We start from the raw sequence: 15,541 nt of genomic DNA on the forward strand, positions 1-15,541 counted from the left end.
CTTGCATAGACTTCAACATTGGGGTTTAACCTTTTTTATTTTTTACAAGCAATCCGTTTCTTGTTTTTTTTTCGTCTTTCATTTCAAACCATGTTTTTATTTCGAAATGATTATTGTTCATTTCACCAAGAACGACAAAAGCCTTGTCTTTGTAATATTTAATATATCTTAAGGTTTGGTTATTTTTTGTTTTTTCTCGGGTTAACCAAACTTCATCAGGATTAGAAATAACATCTTTAATGTGAGGAAATAATTGAGGTCGTTTTTCTGAATCGTTTGTATAATGCTGGTCTATATGAGTGTCAAATGTTCCTTTTTGTAAAATTAATTTTCGTCCGAAATAATCTTCAAAACCCATAAATGGTTTACCTCCTTTTGTTTTACCATTAGTTTTGAATAATTCATTTACATTGTTTTCTGTAATTGTTTCATCTAATTTTATAGGTTTTAAACCCGTTTTAAACTCATTGTAAGGCTTCAAATTATATTTATCAAAAGTCATATCATTTATTTTTTTTGACATTCCTTTCGTGTTTGCATAAAATTGTTCATTAGTGAACACTTGTTTTAAATCACCTCTATTTATTTCAAACTGAGATTTTCGCCATTTAGGATCAATTCTACTCATTAAGTCCATTGCATCATCTCCATTTGTAACATCTTCTTTGTTTGGTTTTGATGGTAATTGAATCATTTCACATCGACAACCGTAACCGTTAGGAGGAAATAATTTCATTGCTTTTTTATCATCAAGATTAACAATTAATCCATCTAATTTAGCGTGCGCACTTCGTACATTACTATCTCCTGCTGTTTGATATTGTACATATTGAAAATCGTCTTTTTCAGCCATAAATCGTTGATAAGCTGCTGAATTTTGCCCAACTGAAATGGATAAATTATATTCAGCTAATAACCATTCTTCGTTAAATTCAGAAACTTCTTTAAGCGCTAATTTTTTGAAATCTTCAAATGATCTGATTTGTAATTTTTCTTTATCAATTAATAAATCAGTCATTGCAGCTAAACGAGCTTCTGTTTTACTTTCTGCAAATTCGAACAGGTTAAATTCCATCATTTGATAAGCAAGTGTATCGGGCGTGTTCCAACCTGTTGTTACGCCATACCCTTTTTTTAAGCCATCAACCAAATGCAAAGCCTCTTTAGCAATTATTCGTCCTTGCGTGCCTAAGCTGTCTTCATCTTCATAAACTTGTTTAGCAAGCTCTTTATTTAACTTATCCAAAAAAGATGGCTCGCCTGTTGCAATAAATTTTGGTTGTTCACAACAATTATGTATAGTCTGGACGTTTCCAAGTTGCAACGGCTTTACCTGTATTTTTTTGTTCGGGATTGTTGTTTTCATCTTGTTGATTTGATTCATTAAAATTGACTTGACGTTGTTTTTTACCTGTAATTGGTACATTGAATGTTGTTGATAACCATTCTGTATCAACTTCATGATCGAGTAATATTCCTTGTACTACGTTCCAATATTGTAATAAATCGATTTCTTCTTTAGATTCAACCCATTCCAATACATCATCTTCTGACAATTCAGAATATCCCTGTGCAATTAAAAGCGGTATTAATTCATCATTTACGTTGAAAGTAATATCACGTCGATCAGCTTGTGAGATTTTAAAATCTAAGCTACGTTCGTGTACTTCTGTTTGTGATCTGTTTGCAGAATTTTCAGTTAGAGTATTTGAACCAACAATAACAGCAGATATTTCGCTTGTATGTTGTTCGATGAATTTTGAATAAACATTATAGGCATCGGTTCTATTCGCTTCATCAAATTTAATTGTTGTGCCTTCTGGAAAAACTCCGACACTTGCTTCAGCTAATGCTAAAAGTTGTTGTTCAATTTTATCTAAATTGTCGTCATCACTACGAGTTGTTGTCGCCGAAACTAAAGGCATTCCAAACTTTTCGCAGAACTCAGCCCAGCTTTGAATTACATTTCGTTTCCAAATAAGGTTTGGAATGATGTTGTTAATTAGCCCAAAATCGTCCTCTCCAAGTTGAATTACCCAGTTTTTGTGTTGTTCTTCCGAGTAGTCAATAAATTTATCGTTTGCTAAATCGGGATAAATCTTGTTGTAATTTGTTGCAGTATTTCGTTTTGGTATTTCTTGAAATTCTATTTTATGCCCATTGAACAATGTAAATTCAATAAGCTTTGCACCGTTAACGATAGCAGTAAGATATTTTACTTTATAATCAAAGAACCATTTTTGGTTGAATAGTTCTGTACCTGCTTCGTTTATTTCGCCTGTACGTTTATTTCTAATTTGTGATGAAATACTCAACGTTGATGAATAGCGCAATTGTTCTTGTGCTTTGAAAATTCCATCAATTTTTAAATCATCAACCAAATCAGCATAAACATTGAATTTTGGTTTTTCGTAATTGTTCGCTGCAATTAATGACATTCTCCATTTGTCAATGTCTTTCCGAGATGTATCTTTAAATTGCTTGGTAATTTTATTGATTATTGCATCAATATTTGCATTTCCGTTGCTTCGTTTTGGTGGTTTACTTGAAGCTATGTTTTTAGGCGATTTCGTCGATTTAAAAATGTTATTAAATAATTTCATTGTTAATTTTATTAAAGTTTCTTAAAAGCGAGTTTAAACAAGGTTTAAACAAAGTCTAGTACCTGTGATTTTGTTGTTTGTATTTTGAAACGATACGAATGTTCGATTTTGCCTCGCCTGTACTTGGATCAACAATTTGTGGTAAATCTGCACGAGCTTCTCCTTTTGAAATAGATTTTAACCATTCTAAAGCATCAGCATAACGATCTGATCGATGTTGCGGAATTTTATTTGGCGCTAAACTGGTGTATAAATGATACAAGGCACAATCTATTGTTATCATTACAACAAAAGCATTTCTTTCCGTATTTTGAGTTGAAAATATTTTATCCGTATCATAATATCCACGGATGTAATTTTTAATTTGTGCGATTGCCATATCTTCAGCTCCTTTTAATTTGGTGTCTGAATAATTTTCAATTAATATTCCTTTGATTTCTTTGCGTATCAAAACGCTGTAATCGTCATCTGTAATAAAACTCATTTTAAAACTTGTTTTTTTTGCGTTGATTAATCTTTTTTCTTGATATTGTTCGGGGTTTGAATTTATCTTGAAAAGAAGCTCTATTTACCTCTGACATTCCAGATTGTAAAAAATCGGGTCCGTCATCATTTGCAGTACTTCCTTTTTCAAAAGCGTACAATTGATCTTCCATCGTAGCGTAATCGTTGGATTCTTTAAATTCTTCATTGAAAAAAACATTTAACCTTTCAAAAAAACCAGCCATCGATTCGATACGGTCATATTTATTAATCTTCGTTTTTTTATCAGCTACGACAGGAATGTAATAACCTCTTTCTTCTCCAACTAAATCAAAATCGTTGACAAATTCATCCATTGCGAAAAGTCCTTCAATCAAATATTTTATATTATATTTTGACAAATTATGTTTCTCATATAAGTCATACAGCCATTCTGCAACAGCTTTACGAGTAGATTGGCGTAGAAAACAGAATATTAAATGATATTCTTTGTCTATACGTCCAATCAATCCCATTCCTTTGTAATCTCCTGCATCTTTGTAGGATAAATCGCCATAAAAACAAAGTGCATCGTATTGGTCGAATCGAAGCCTTTTTTTATACTGAATAAATTCTGGTTTGAAAATTTCTCCATCCTGTATATGTTTGTGCATATACTCCCGCATAAACGAGCGATAAGGCGTATCGTCATATTTTTGACGCCAATATTCAGCTGACGTTTTCTCTTTCCAATTCGGCTCAAAGGTTATCAATGATTTTACTGCTGGAACTGTAAGAACGAAATGTTTAATCTTACGATTTGCCTGTTTTGCTTTTTCATTGATCCGAACAAATTCCTGCTTAAGTTGATTGATTATAGTATTTTTATGAAAGTTGTTATTGGCAACAACAAAGCGTTTTATTTTCGCTCCTTCGTCAAAAGTTCCTTTTAAATCCTCCCAAACCCACTCATAAGCTCTACGAGATAATTTTTCGTTATTACATAGTTTTTTCGTGTCGACATCATCAACTACTATATAATCTGGGCGTTGTGCTCCTTCACGTAAACCACGCACCGACTGCCTAAAACCACGAGATACAAAGCGCACACCGTCGACAGTACTAAAATCGCCCTCTGACCAATCTCCATATTTATATCGTTTCCCGTAATCATTGATTAATCGTGGATTATGCTGTAATTGTGCCTGTACATCTGAAATCAGTTTTTTAGCTTTATCAACGGTTTCTCCAATCAAAAGCATAAAAAATAAATCTTGCATTACGAAATAGATATACAAAGGAACGCCCATGTCTAAATGCACAGATTTTGCACCTGAGCGATATATTTCGGCTAATAATTCCGCATCACAATTTTCAATTAATATTTTGGCAAATTTCTTATGAAACCACGCACATTCAGATTTTGCGTACATTGGAAAATAGTATTCGAACCATTTGACATAATCTTTTTCAAGTTCTCTAATACGCTTTAATTTATCCTTGGGTGTTTCATTGATATTTACAGTTGCCGATTGTTCAATTTTACGACAATGATCCTCATACTGTTTAAGTATTTTTTCAAAACTCTTTGTCATTATTCCTCTTGATTAATTCGGTGTTGTAAAAATCTTCTATGCCATTCTAAAAAAGCAATAGCCATCTTTGGTTCTTGATCCGACATCCAGTTATCAAATTCTTTTAGTACAGAAAAAATGACCTGTACAGAAGTACGTGAAGAAAGCGATTCAATAACTTTACTTACTTTGGCTAAAGCATCTGCATCGATGGTAGAACCTTCTCCAGTTGCAATGCTTTTCAGCTCTTTCATTAACACTTCCTTGATCTTATGTGGAGCTGCTAAAAATTCATTTCGTTTATTTTCCCAATTTCCCTCTTTACGCCAACGTGATAATGTTTGTTCAGAAATACCGATCATTGATGAAATATCTTTGGCTGTTAATCCATCTTCTATAAATAGTTTTTCTGCAAGCTCTTTTTTTGCTTTATTATTAATATTTCCACCTCCTTTAATTACCTCCATTTTATCGGCTTTTATTAACAAAATTCTTTGATAATCAAGTGATAATCTAATAAACCCGAAAGCCTTGCCGAAGATTTAGGATTGACCCGAAAACCTTTCAATATTTGCGACATCAAATTATTAATGACGTGATATTTACAGCAGAAAACAACGTATTAAAATGTATAGGTACTATTTGGGGTGGAGACGGAGAGCAATTTATCCGTATTTGGCAAATGGTTGAAAATTCATACGATACTATCATAATAAAACTTCATACAGATGGAGGTTCTGTATTTGATGGTAATTTGATTTTTAATGCAATTAATAGTTCTAAAAAAAATATAGAAATACATATCATAGGTATTGCAGCCTCGATGGGTGCTGTCATCAGTCAATCGACAAAAAAAGTTTATATGGTAGAAAATGGATTCATGATGATTCACGCACCATCGGGCTTTGTCTATGGTACTGCTCCAGAATTTGAAAAATACGCAATCTTATTGCGAGAAATAGAATCAAATTTTAGCAAAACACTTCAAAAAATTACAGGGAAATCGAAAGATTATGTAGATAAATGGTTAACGGGTGATAATTGGTTTTCAGCAGAACAAGCATTAAAAGAAAATTTAATCGCCGGTATTATCGAAAATGAAACGGAAATAGAACGCTTTGATCCTTTACAATTAGAATCTAAAAACGAGGCATTTGCAAGATTTGCAGCCTTGTATATTCCAAATAATGATAATAATAATTCAACAAACGAAGAAATGAAAAAACCATTGATTCAAGCCTTGGGATTACAAGGCGTTAATGAGCAAAGCTCTGACACAGCAGTAATTGATGCTGTACAACAGCATTATGAAGCTGAAAACTCTCAAACTAAAAAAGATTTAGAAGCTGAAAAGAAAAAAACAGCTGATTTACAAGCAAAATTAGATGCTCAAACCGATAATGAAATTAAAGCTTTTCTTGACGAAAAAGAAACTGCGAAAGCGTTCAAAAAGGAAGATAGAGCAACTTATGAAGCTATTGGAAAAAGTTCAGGACTTGAAGCTCTACGTACTGTTTTAGGTAATTCTACACCAATACAACGTCAGTCAATTACTGGGCAGATTCAAGGTCAAGGCAATTCAAGCCAAGACGGAGAGCGTGCCAATTGGACGTTTGCACAATGGCAAGAAAAAGATCCTAAAGGTTTAGAGAAACTATCTCAAGATAAACCTGATGATTTCAAAGAATTGTTTAACAATAAAAACAAATAATAATGGCAGGTTTAGAAGATGGATTATGGTTAAAAGAATTTGTAGACCCTCAATTATTAGAGGATTTTAAAAATTATAAAGACGATTTTATCGGAACGTTTAAAGCTCCAAATGCAGCTGCAATTGATACAGATGGTATTAAGTTTAACAAACTGAATAATTCTGTTGGTTTTAAAATTAATACAGATTCTGATTTTACAGCTCAAAAAATTACAGGTAAAAAACGCTTAATTGATTGGGATCGTTTAGACACAACGCCAACGGAATTATCAGAAGATGAAGCACGTGCGATGGCTTTTGATCGTGAGGCAGAATATAGAGTTTTACACGCTAATGCGTGGAAAATGGGAGTTAGAAATTATGCGATGTATAAAGCAGCTCCTTTAGCAAAAACAGTTGACACACCTATTATTAGAACGACTGGTGCTGATGATGGAACAGGACGTAAAAGAATGACATACATCGATTTGATTAATTTATATAATTCTGTTTTAGGAATGAATTTAACTAATCAAGAAGAATTGTATATGGTTTTGAGTGCAGAACATAGTCAAGATTTAATCGCAGACCGCGCTAATACAAACAACTACAGAGATATTGTAATTGATCCTGTAACTGGTGCTATTCAACGATTTTTTAAATTGAAATTTTTTGAAAACAATCACTCAGTAAAATATACTGCAGCAAATACGTTGGTTGGATTGGATGCTACACCATTAGCAACTGATATGAATGCGTCAATTTTCTATTATGCACCAAACATTGTGCATCACGTAGAGGCGGTTCAAACGCTTTATAAACCGATGATTCAAGACACAAAAAGTAAGATTCCAAAATCTGAAATGCGTTTACACTCTTGGGGATTAACGGAGAAAAAGCAAGAAATGGCTTCAGCTGCTATTGTATCAACTAAAATCTAATCATGATGGAAGTAGATAAACAAAAAGAACAAATTGCATTGAGTGTTTTAGAACAAAACACTCAAGCAAATGCAGTGTGGATTTCATTTGATAATCAAGCTTTTTTATCAGAGGAAAGTGCCGAAAAACATCATGTAAAACATAATACAGATCAAGACCCGACTGTTTTTTTTCGTGAAGGAACTCAAGATGAAAATATATCTGAGGAAGATTTTAAAGCTATTATCGAAGATCAAGGCAAACGTTTAGACGCTGCAATTGAGGCAAGAAATAGAGCTTTAGAGCATATCGGAATTTTAGAACCTAATTACAATACAGTTTACGAAAATAATCTAAAGTTAGTTTCGGAAATACAAGAAAAAGATTCTAAAATCGAAGATATTTCTGCTTTAAATCTTGAAAAAGATGAAAAGATTGAAGTATTAGAGAAAGAAAACGAAACACTAAAAGCTCGTATTCTTCAATTGGAAACCGAAAAACCTGAAACTTTGAAAGATGAAGGAAACACTCCAAAAAAAAGTAAATAGAATTTTTGCCCAAAGTAGCTATACGGAGCTTTGGGCAAATAAATCAGAAGAATTGTTTTCAAGCGAACAAAAAGCCTTAGAAACAATGCAAGAAGGCGAATTGCCAAAGAAATTTGTTAAACAAGAAAATACAAAAGTAGATGAGCAATCTTAACGGTGTTACGACAAAAAAAGGTAAAATTGGAGCAAATCGCACCAATAACAAACGTGCAGTTTCGGCTTTAGTTATTGCATCGGTTTTATTGGCTGATTTAGCATTCAATACACCTGTAACCATTTACAATGTTGAAGATTTAGATCAATACGGTTTAGATGCTGATTTTGACAAAACAAACAATATCAATGTTTATCGTCATATATCAGAATTTTACAGAATGGCAGGTGCTGGTACTGAGTTAAATTTAATGCTTGTTGAACAAACTTCAACACTTAAAACGTTAGTTCAGTCTGAAAGTGTAAAAACATTGCTTGCTCATGCTGATTATGAAGTTCGTCAAATAGCTTTTGCGCTTAATCCTACAGAAGCTCCAGCAGTAGTTGATGGAATGCCTACAGATGTTATCGAAGCAATTCCATTGGCTCAAGGATTAGCAATTTGGGCTTTCGAGCAAAATATGCCTTGTCAGGTATTTTTAGAAGGCTATGGATTAGATGGTCAATCTAATGTTGTTGAAGATTTACGAGCAATTGAAAATGTAGAAGCAACAAAAGTTTCTATCGTTATTGGACAAGACTGGAAGTATGCTGATACAAAAACAGGATTAGCACAAAAATTTGCCGATGTAGGAACTGTTCTAGGAGTATGTTCATCTGCAACAATAGCACAAAACATTGGAGACAACGAAGCTTTTGATTTAAATGATTCAACAAAAGATGCTTGGATGATTGCTGGTTTATCGAACCATAAAAAGAATACTGAAATCTATTCACAACTTCAAACTTTTGAAAATAAAGGTTATGTTTTCGGATTGTCTTATGCAGGATTAGCAGGTATTCGTATCAACAATGACCATGTTTGCACGCCGATTATTGTCGATCAAGAAGGTAATATGAATGAGCATACCATTGCATACGGACGTGTATTAGATGACGCAATTCGTCAACTTAGAACGGTTTATTTACCAAAAATTAAAAAGACTTATCCAGTTGATGAAAACGGTAAATTATTAATTGGTTCTTTGGTCGCATTAGAACAGATTGGGGATGATGTTTTCGCTGATATGCAAAATTCAAATGAGTTAAGCCTTGGAAAAACAACAATAGATCCCGATTCAGATTTGCTTGTAAAAAAAGAATTGATTGTCAATTTTGTCATTGTACCAATGGGAACGCTTGGCGAAATTACAGGAACAATTAACATTAAAAATAGTTTATAATGGCAAAAATCACAAGAAACGGTAAAACGTACGACAGTGTTGATGTTAAGTGTTTTATAAATGGTATTCAACTTGAAGTTACTTCTTTAACGTACGGTAATGAGCAAGAACACCAATTAAATTGGACGCTTGGTTCAAGTGAAGGCACATCATGGAGTACAGGAAAAAGAACGCCTAACGCTTCTATGGGCGTAATGATGCATGATATGACACCGCTCGAGATTGCATCAGCTGGTAAAAGTATTTTAGACATCAAACCTTTCAATTTGATTGTCACTTTTACCAACGAATATAATATGCCTGTTGTAGATCGTCTTTTAGTAAAATTTCAAAAAGAAGGTCGAGAAGTAACAGGTGAAATGGGGTTGAAAATGGATTATCCATTATTTGCTCTAACTGTAAAAATGAATATGAAAAAATAAATTTAAAACACATTTAAAATGTCAAAAAATAAAAAAGAATTATCTACTGAAACAATAGAAAAATTAGGTGGAGAAAAGAATTTACGTCGTCTAATCTTAAAAGACGAAAATGATCAAGAAGTTGAGGTAATTGTTAGTGTTCCTGATCGTGTGACGATCGGAGAGTATTTAAAATTTGCTAACTCGAATCCTTTGAAATCACAAGAAATTTTAATTAATAATTGTGTGAAGTCTGAAAACAAAGAACTAATAAAATCTGATGATAGATTATTTTTTAGTTGTGTATCAGGTATTTCAGAAATTATTCCATTAGGTTCTGCTAAAGTGGAAAAGTATTAGCCGATTGCACAGGTTTAATCGATGATGATGGCTTTGATCAGATATTTAAGATTAATGCATTTATATCTCATTTTTTGAACGTTCCATTTCCCGAGCAATTGGACGACGATACGTGGGCGTTGAAATGGGCGCAAGTAAAATGGTTGTCTGACAAAGGTATTTTGTCCTTAAAACAAAAAGAATAGATGAAGAAAACTCAAATAAGTCTTGCTGCACGTTATGCAGCTGCATTTGGAATAGCAAACGCAATTGATAAGGTAAAACTAGTACTGAAACCCGATAAAAGGTTTAATGTCGATTATTTTCCTGAGAAAAATTCAGACTTTGAAAAAGTCTCTTTTGAAATAGATTTTACAGAAAAAGACGGAAAACGTTACAACAAGAAACTTGAGTTTTCTTCTGTTCTTCATGGCAAGCAAGGTTCTATTTTCGCACCTCCATTAATGATGACGTTTTCACAAGAAAAATCATTAATTGAAACCGAGGTAAACGATGATGACCCAGTTGTAGTTGAGCGTTGGGGAACAAAGCCATGGAATATTGAAATAAAAGGCTTGTTGATTGATTTGGAAAATCGAATTTATCCAACTAAGGAAATTAAAGATTTAAATAATTTTTGGTCAAAAAACACAATAGTTGTGGTTTCTGGATTACAATTCGAAGAAAAACAAATTGATGCTATTTATTTTAAATCGATTGATTTTACACCACTTGAAGGATTTCAAGATACAATACAATTTAGTATTAGTGCAAGTTCAATAAAATCTGTTTCATTTCTTCTTGGTAAACCTGACGTAAAATTCGATTTCGGACCCGTAGAAATTTCACAATTAGACGGCACACCTTTTTGATTATGAATTATTTGTATTACAATATCAACATTAAAGTAAAGCTAGGCAAAAGAGTTGAATTTTATCGTTGTGAAAACATTCAAATTGAACGAAGTGTTCAAACCTTGATTAACACGGCTAAAATCACATTACCTCGTGAATATCGAAATGCAGTTGATGAAGATGGTAATGCAGTTGATTTACACGGGAAATCAATTTTAGATTTTATTAAACGAAAAGATAAAGTTGAAATTTCATTTGGTTATGACGGTCATTATTCAAAAGAATTTGTCGGTTATATAACTAAAATAGGCGCAGATGCTCCCTTGATTATTGAGTGCCAAGATGAAATGTTTCAATTAAAATCGGCGAAACGATATTCGGGATATTTCAAAACAGGAAACGTCAAAGATATTTTAAAAGCTGTAATTCCACCACAATATGAAGTGGTTTATGATGCTGAATATTTTGTCGGAAAATGGAAAATTGAAGACGCTACACCTTACGAGGTGTTGCAGGAACTTAAAGAAAAAGGTTTTATAAGGGCATGGTTTAGTAATGATGGAAAATTAAACGTAGGAATGACATTGGATTTCAAACCACGTAAAATTCATAAGCTTAATTTTTCGCAAAACATCCGCCGTGGTTCTGATATTAAGTTTGAAAGAAAGGAGTCTAAACAGCTTTACTTGACGATTGAATCTGATCAGAAAGACGGTACAAAAATTAAACAATCTGTTGGTGAAAAAGGCGAAAATGAATTAACAATAAGTCGCCCTGGTCTATCAAAAATAGAACTAAAAGATTTTACAAATAATTATTATAAAGCTAAAATTTTTGATGGTTTTGATGGGACAATTGACACATGGTGTTATCCATTGATAAAGGAAGGTGATGCAGTAGATGTAGTGCGTCCATATTATGAAGATGGACATCAAGATGGACGATATTTTGTTGAAGCTGTTACGATAGATGTAAGCGGTTCTGAAGGGATTAAAAGGAGTTTAAAAATTAGTTACAAATTGTAATTTATGGAAATAGCAGAATTATTTGAAACAGCCGTAAAAAAAGCCAATAAAAAAGGTGTTCGTAGATTTCCATTAATGTTAGAAACTGTTACAGAAGTTACAGAAACAACCTGTACAACATCTGATGGTGTTGATGATATTCGACTAAATGCAATAGATGCTGATCTTAATTCTAATATTACCGTTTATCCAAAAATCGGCTCTAAAATCATTTACGGACGATTAAATGATACAGATGATTTATTTGTTTTGAAATACTCAGAAATCGAACGAATTGTCATTAAAATGGATCAACAAGTTTTTGAAATGAAAGATGGAAAATTCAGAGTTTTAAATGAGAATACAAATCTTAAAACTGTTTTCAACGATTTGTTTTCAACACTTGAAAATGCAATAATTCAAACGCCAAGTGGTGCTGGAAAATTTATTGAAATCAACAAACAAAAATTCAAATCGCTGAATCAACAAATTGATAAACTTTTATTCTAATGGCTTTAAATGATGAACAATTAGTACAGGAAATTATTTCAATTCAAGATGAAATGATCCGATCAGAAAATTACGAAGAAAGTAAACGTATTTATGCTGAAAAGTTGATGCAAGCAATCAAAAACTATTTAATATCATCAGTGATTCAAATTACAGGAACATCGAGCCAAGGAGCTTTTACAGGACAAGGAAAAATTGAGTAATGAAAGATTTTAAATGTACAGATAATCAAGATTTAGAAATCATAAATGGCGACTTTTTGATTGATGAAAGTGATCAACAACATATCGAAGATATTTTCATCGCTCAGAAAGGAGAATTTAAAGAATTTCCTCAAGTTGGATTTGGTGCAATTAATTATATCAAAACAAATATTTCTCCTTACGAATTTGAAAGAGACCTAAGAATACAACTAGAATACGACAATTACTCGAACCCTGAAATTGACACAACGAACGGAATTGAAAACACTACAATTACAATTTAATGGACTGGACACAATTATTGATAACATTTTTGGGATACTTATTAGGTGCTGGAGGTTTAGTTTTTTGGTTTTTAGAAAGGAAAAAATTTAATGCAGAAGTTTCAGCTGCTTTAGAAAGTGTAAATACATCAAAAATTGAAAATGATGTAAAACTATCTAATCATTATAAAGACATCTTAGACGATCTGAAACAACGATACGAAAACAGGTATCAAGAATTTGATGCATTAATGAAATCTAAAGAAAAGATTTTAAAAGAAGAAATTTCGATGTTGAATCGGAAAATTAAAATGTTGAAAACAGAAAATGCAGAGTTACGAAAAAGAGTTGTAGAACTTGAAAAACAAACTAAACATGCAAATAAAAGTCCTGCATAATCAAACGCTATTAGATATTTCCATTTATCTATTTGGAACTGCTATTGGTGCAATGTCTTTGGCGATTGAAAATAACATCAGTTTAACAGATGATTTGGAGGTCGGACAAATTTTAAACGTTCCTGCAAATAGTGATTTTGGACAAAGGTTAATCGCCGAATATTTCCAAAATAAAGGTTTGAAACCTGCAACAGCAATCACAATGATTGAAAAAGAAATAGAAACGCCAAGTGGAATTGATTACTGGGCTATTGAAGTAGATTTTGAAGTACAATAATTATGAGTGTAGAAAATTATCAAAGAGAAATGATTGCAGCTAAATCATCTAATCCAAATTTAGATGGTTTAACGTCAACATCAAAAACGTCAGTTTGGCGAATGATGTTGTATATCATGGCGTATTCAATTGAGCAATTAGCACAATTATTTACGCTTCATCGCACCGAAATAGACACAAAAATATCAACGCAAAAAACACATCGTTTACCTTGGATTCAATCGCTGTATTTGAATTTTCAATACGGATTTCAATTGATAAAAGAAACAGATTTATTTGACAATACAAATGCAACTGCTGAACAAATTGAAGCTTCAAAAATCATTAAATATTGTGCGGTTAACGAAAGTGATACAGGACGTGAAGTCATCATAAAGATTGCAACCGAAAAAGATGAAGTTTTATCGCCTTTAGAAATGGATAAAATGGAGGCTATACTTGAATATACTGAACGAGTAAAAGGAACAGGTATTCCATATCGAATAATCAATTATTTACCCGATAGATTAAAATTAAACATTCGTGTGTTTCGTGATCCATTGGTGATAAATGCGCAAGGAATGGATATTACTACAGGTAAATATCCAGTACAAGAAGCTTTACAAGAATTTATGAAAGAATTGCCTTTTGATGGTGAATTGCGAATTCAAGATTTAGCCAATAAATTGGAAGCAATTACAGGCGTTAATATGGTTTCGGTTGATTTAGCACAAAGTTGTTGGATAAATGCCACAACCAATAATTACGGCGATTGGACAACAATAGATGTAAGACGAATTCCCGAAAGTGGCTATTTCACAATCGAAAATTATAATGATATAAAGTATGAAGTTTAACATAGATTTCAATAAGCTCGTGGTTTTGTTGTTGCCTACTTTTATGCGCCAACCTCGAATCATCGCTTATTTACGTTCGGCAATTGCTCCAGTCGTAACGATTCATTATAATTTTTTAGTCAAACGAACTGACGATCATTATAAGTTAGATCACAATTGGCAGGTTTGCTACTTAGAAGCCGCTTTAAATGATCGTTTTGATATTTCAGAACGTCGTATCAAAATAGTTGAAGGCGACCAATTTGAACGAAAATACATCTATACAGAAGGTGAGCAAAAACCGAAATATTTAGGCACATTATTTATTCGTCAAAGTTCAGATTATTCAGACGATAGTTTCGATTTCACAGTCGATATGAATGGCGTAAGTGCAGACATTTATGATGTTGAAGCACAAGTAAAATTTTACAAATTAGAAGCAACACGATTTAATATTATCAATTTAAGATGAATAAAATAAATGTACAACAAACAGGAGGTTTTCCTCTTGAAACGGACACACTAAATGCCATGCAAAATGCGTATGATATATTCAATTCATTGGGTAATATCATTGCGCCTTTGGCAATTGTAAAAGGTTGTGAAATCGTAGGAAATACTGTTGCCAATGGTGTAGTTTACATTGATGGTGAAGTATTGGAGTTCCGAGGTGGTCAAGCTGGTGCAACAGTAATTATTAGAGAAGAAACGAAATCGAAGAACTTTGAAAATGGTGAAAATAAAGTTGTTTACCTAACTCGTTACGCAACTTTCGGTTCATCAGTTCAAAATATAAATTATCAATGGGTTGACTTTCATCGACCAATGTCAATCAAAGAAATTCAAAAAAGATTGATGCCTGTAGGTTGTGTTGTTTTGGATTACTACGGAAAGATTGAAGATATACCAACAGGTTATCAACTTTGCGACGGAACGAATGGAACGCCCGACCTTCGCGGTCTTTTTATAGTTGGTTATGATCCACGTGATGCAGATTATAACGCAATCAGTAATACAGGAGGAGCAAAAGATGTAAAGTTAACAACGGCACAAATGCCAGCGCATAAGCATAGTGGAAGTACGTCTAGTAATGGTGCGCATACACATTCATATAATTATACATATTGGGAAGGTAGTGATTCATTTCGTCGTGGTTCTGATGGTAATGGATCAAAGAGCGGTACAACGTCATCGGCTGGTAATCACTCCCATACTTTTGAAACGAACGAAGTCGGAGGAAATCAAGCGCACGAAAATAGACCGCCATTCTTTGTTTTGGCGAAAATAATGTATAAAGGTTAAAA

General features: G+C 32.9%; 22 protein-coding genes. 17 read left to right on the plus strand and 5 right to left on the minus strand.

Annotated features, from left to right (window positions below):
- Nucleotides 1–25: 25 nt before the first annotated feature.
- The 5 genes from RSC72_RS07115 to RSC72_RS07135 are packed head-to-tail and all read right to left on the minus strand — an operon-like array spanning nt 26 to nt 5,106.
- Nucleotides 26–1,366, minus strand: a complete 1,341-nt coding sequence (locus RSC72_RS07115; protein WP_332544186.1) for a PBECR2 nuclease fold domain-containing protein — start codon at nt 1,364–1,366, stop codon at nt 26–28.
- Complete coding sequence (locus RSC72_RS07120; protein ID WP_332544185.1) at nt 1,293–2,603, minus strand: phage portal protein family protein; 1,311 nt, start codon at nt 2,601–2,603, stop codon at nt 1,293–1,295. Before RSC72_RS07120 ends, RSC72_RS07115 begins: the two co-directional genes overlap by 74 nt.
- A gap of 55 nt (nt 2,604–2,658) precedes the next feature.
- Nucleotides 2,659–3,087, minus strand: a complete 429-nt coding sequence (locus RSC72_RS07125; RefSeq protein WP_332544184.1) for a phage protein Gp36 family protein — start codon at nt 3,085–3,087, stop codon at nt 2,659–2,661.
- Nucleotide 3,088: 1 nt separating this feature from the next.
- A complete protein-coding gene (locus RSC72_RS07130; protein ID WP_332544183.1) occupies nt 3,089–4,660 on the minus strand; it encodes a hypothetical protein in 1,572 nt (523 codons plus the stop codon).
- Nucleotides 4,660–5,106 (minus strand): phage terminase small subunit-related protein, encoded by a 447-nt coding sequence (locus tag RSC72_RS07135; protein WP_332544182.1) that lies wholly within the window; start codon nt 5,104–5,106, stop codon nt 4,660–4,662. The genes RSC72_RS07130 and RSC72_RS07135 overlap by 1 nt, the downstream gene beginning before the upstream one ends.
- A gap of 104 nt (nt 5,107–5,210) precedes the next feature.
- On the opposite strand from RSC72_RS07135, the gene RSC72_RS07140 reads away from it, so the two are divergent.
- The 17 genes from RSC72_RS07140 (at nt 5,211) to RSC72_RS07220 (ending at nt 15,539) form a co-directional block, all read left to right on the plus strand.
- Nucleotides 5,211–6,350 (plus strand): Clp protease ClpP, encoded by a 1,140-nt coding sequence (locus RSC72_RS07140; protein WP_332544181.1) that lies wholly within the window; start codon nt 5,211–5,213, stop codon nt 6,348–6,350.
- Between the two features lie 2 nt (nt 6,351–6,352).
- Nucleotides 6,353–7,270: a hypothetical protein gene (locus tag RSC72_RS07145; RefSeq protein WP_332544180.1), complete on the plus strand. Its 918-nt coding sequence runs from the start codon at nt 6,353–6,355 to the stop codon at nt 7,268–7,270.
- Between the two features lie 5 nt (nt 7,271–7,275).
- Nucleotides 7,276–7,797: a hypothetical protein gene (locus RSC72_RS07150; RefSeq protein ID WP_332544179.1), complete on the plus strand. Its 522-nt coding sequence runs from the start codon at nt 7,276–7,278 to the stop codon at nt 7,795–7,797.
- Nucleotides 7,766–7,951, plus strand: coding sequence for a hypothetical protein (locus RSC72_RS07155; protein WP_332544178.1), 186 nt, complete (start codon nt 7,766–7,768; stop codon nt 7,949–7,951). Before RSC72_RS07150 ends, RSC72_RS07155 begins: the two co-directional genes overlap by 32 nt.
- Complete coding sequence (locus tag RSC72_RS07160) at nt 7,938–9,173, plus strand: DUF2586 family protein (protein WP_332544177.1); 1,236 nt, start codon at nt 7,938–7,940, stop codon at nt 9,171–9,173. The genes RSC72_RS07155 and RSC72_RS07160 overlap by 14 nt, the downstream gene beginning before the upstream one ends.
- Nucleotides 9,173–9,595, plus strand: a complete 423-nt coding sequence (locus tag RSC72_RS07165; RefSeq protein ID WP_332544176.1) for a hypothetical protein — start codon at nt 9,173–9,175, stop codon at nt 9,593–9,595. The genes RSC72_RS07160 and RSC72_RS07165 overlap by 1 nt, the downstream gene beginning before the upstream one ends.
- A gap of 18 nt (nt 9,596–9,613) precedes the next feature.
- Nucleotides 9,614–9,934, plus strand: coding sequence for a hypothetical protein (locus RSC72_RS07170; protein ID WP_332544175.1), 321 nt, complete (start codon nt 9,614–9,616; stop codon nt 9,932–9,934).
- 185 nt (nt 9,935–10,119) lie between these two features.
- Nucleotides 10,120–10,785 (plus strand): DUF6046 domain-containing protein, encoded by a 666-nt coding sequence (locus RSC72_RS07175; RefSeq protein ID WP_332544174.1) that lies wholly within the window; start codon nt 10,120–10,122, stop codon nt 10,783–10,785.
- A gap of 2 nt (nt 10,786–10,787) precedes the next feature.
- On the plus strand, nt 10,788–11,792 hold the full coding sequence (locus tag RSC72_RS07180; protein ID WP_332544173.1) for a hypothetical protein: 1,005 nt from the start codon (nt 10,788–10,790) through the stop codon (nt 11,790–11,792).
- Nucleotides 11,793–11,795: 3 nt separating this feature from the next.
- The gene (locus RSC72_RS07185) at nt 11,796–12,281 is read left to right on the plus strand and encodes a hypothetical protein (RefSeq protein ID WP_332544172.1); all 486 of its coding nucleotides are present in this window, start codon (nt 11,796–11,798) and stop codon (nt 12,279–12,281) included.
- The gene (locus tag RSC72_RS07190; RefSeq protein WP_332544171.1) at nt 12,281–12,484 is read left to right on the plus strand and encodes a hypothetical protein; all 204 of its coding nucleotides are present in this window, start codon (nt 12,281–12,283) and stop codon (nt 12,482–12,484) included. The genes RSC72_RS07185 and RSC72_RS07190 overlap by 1 nt, the downstream gene beginning before the upstream one ends.
- The gene (locus RSC72_RS07195) at nt 12,484–12,768 is read left to right on the plus strand and encodes a hypothetical protein (RefSeq protein ID WP_332544170.1); all 285 of its coding nucleotides are present in this window, start codon (nt 12,484–12,486) and stop codon (nt 12,766–12,768) included. Before RSC72_RS07190 ends, RSC72_RS07195 begins: the two co-directional genes overlap by 1 nt.
- Nucleotides 12,768–13,145 carry a hypothetical protein gene (locus tag RSC72_RS07200; RefSeq protein ID WP_332544169.1) on the plus strand — a complete coding sequence of 126 codons (378 nt, stop codon included), beginning with the start codon at nt 12,768–12,770 and terminating at the stop codon, nt 13,143–13,145. The genes RSC72_RS07195 and RSC72_RS07200 overlap by 1 nt, the downstream gene beginning before the upstream one ends.
- Nucleotides 13,123–13,422: a hypothetical protein gene (locus tag RSC72_RS07205; RefSeq protein WP_332544168.1), complete on the plus strand. Its 300-nt coding sequence runs from the start codon at nt 13,123–13,125 to the stop codon at nt 13,420–13,422. The genes RSC72_RS07200 and RSC72_RS07205 overlap by 23 nt, the downstream gene beginning before the upstream one ends.
- Nucleotides 13,423–13,424: 2 nt before the next feature.
- Nucleotides 13,425–14,258: a nucleotidyltransferase gene (locus RSC72_RS07210; RefSeq protein ID WP_332544167.1), complete on the plus strand. Its 834-nt coding sequence runs from the start codon at nt 13,425–13,427 to the stop codon at nt 14,256–14,258.
- Entirely contained in the window at nt 14,248–14,709 is a 462-nt protein-coding gene (locus tag RSC72_RS07215) for a hypothetical protein (protein WP_332544166.1), read from the plus strand. Before RSC72_RS07210 ends, RSC72_RS07215 begins: the two co-directional genes overlap by 11 nt.
- Nucleotides 14,706–15,539, plus strand: coding sequence for a phage baseplate protein (locus RSC72_RS07220; RefSeq protein WP_332544165.1), 834 nt, complete (start codon nt 14,706–14,708; stop codon nt 15,537–15,539). The genes RSC72_RS07215 and RSC72_RS07220 overlap by 4 nt, the downstream gene beginning before the upstream one ends.
- Nucleotides 15,540–15,541: the final 2 nt, after the last annotated feature.

The sequence above is a fragment of the Algoriella sp. genome (assembly GCF_036647415.1).
Classification (GTDB): Bacteria; Bacteroidota; Bacteroidia; order Flavobacteriales; family Weeksellaceae; genus Empedobacter.